Annotated in this window: 1 protein-coding gene and 1 pseudogene; both read right to left on the minus strand. The window is 68.0% G+C overall.

The window, feature by feature from the left end; all coding sequences use genetic code 11:
* Window positions 1-129: 129 nt before the first annotated feature.
* Window positions 130-642 (minus strand): methylated-DNA--[protein]-cysteine S-methyltransferase, encoded by a 513-nt coding sequence (locus JCM9942_RS16950; RefSeq protein ID WP_054661004.1) that lies wholly within the window; start codon window positions 640-642, stop codon window positions 130-132.
* Window positions 643-697: 55 nt separating this feature from the next.
* Window positions 698-921 (minus strand): annotated as a pseudogene (locus JCM9942_RS18525) (DNA-3-methyladenine glycosylase 2 family protein); the annotation flags it as partial.

Consider the following 921-nt stretch of genomic DNA (forward strand, 5'->3'; position numbering starts at 1 on the left):
GGAAGCGCAGGCGGCCAGCAGGGCACAGGCCAGTACGGCCGCAGGAAAACGGATCGAAATCATCGCAACATGATACGTCCACGGGATGACCGTACCAATACGCCGTTGGGCGTATTGGAGTATGCCCGGTCAGTCGAAAAGATCCGCCGCGACGGCGTCCTCGATGCCGATTCCTTCCAGCCGTAGCAACGCGGCTTTGGTCGGCAGTCCGCCGCCGAAGCCGGTCAGCGCACCGTTGTTGCCGATCACCCGATGGCACGGCAGCACGATCGGCAACGGATTGCGGCCGTTGGCGGCGCCGACCGCACGGGCCGCGGCGGGGCGGCCGATGCGTTCGGCCAGTTGCCGGTAGCTCCAGGTCGCGCCGAACGGAATCTGCGCCAGTGTGTGCCAGACCTGCAGCTGGAAGTCGGTGCCGACCGGCGCCAGGGCCAGTTCGAACTGGCGCCGTTGTCCGTGCAGGTATTGCAGCAACTGCCGGCGTGGTTCGGCTACCGCATCGGGATCGCATTGCCAGTGCTCGCGGCCGCGGGCGTCGTGGCGGTTCTCGGCGAACAGGATGTGGCGCACGCCCTGTTCATCGGCGGCCACCGTCAGCGGGCCGATCGGGCTGTCGAAGCGGTCGAAGTACACAGGACTCATGCGCAGTTCTCCGGGGAATCCACGGCGGGGGAGGATGGCGTTTTTCGGGGGCGGCGGCCAGATGCCAAAGATGCAGCACCGCATAGGCGCGCCAGGGACGCCATGGCTGCGAGCGGGCCTCGGTGGCGCGTTCGCCCAGACGCTGGCCTTCTCCCAGCACCTGCTGCAGGACCAGATCACCGGCCGGGAAGGCATCGGGCATGCCCAGCGCCCGCAGTGCCATGTAGTGCGCGGTCCACGCGCCGATGCCGGGCAGGGCGGTGGCCTGCTGGACGAAAT

The sequence above is a fragment of the Stenotrophomonas pictorum JCM 9942 genome (assembly GCF_001310775.1).
Classification (GTDB): Bacteria; Pseudomonadota; Gammaproteobacteria; order Xanthomonadales; family Xanthomonadaceae; genus Stenotrophomonas; species Stenotrophomonas pictorum.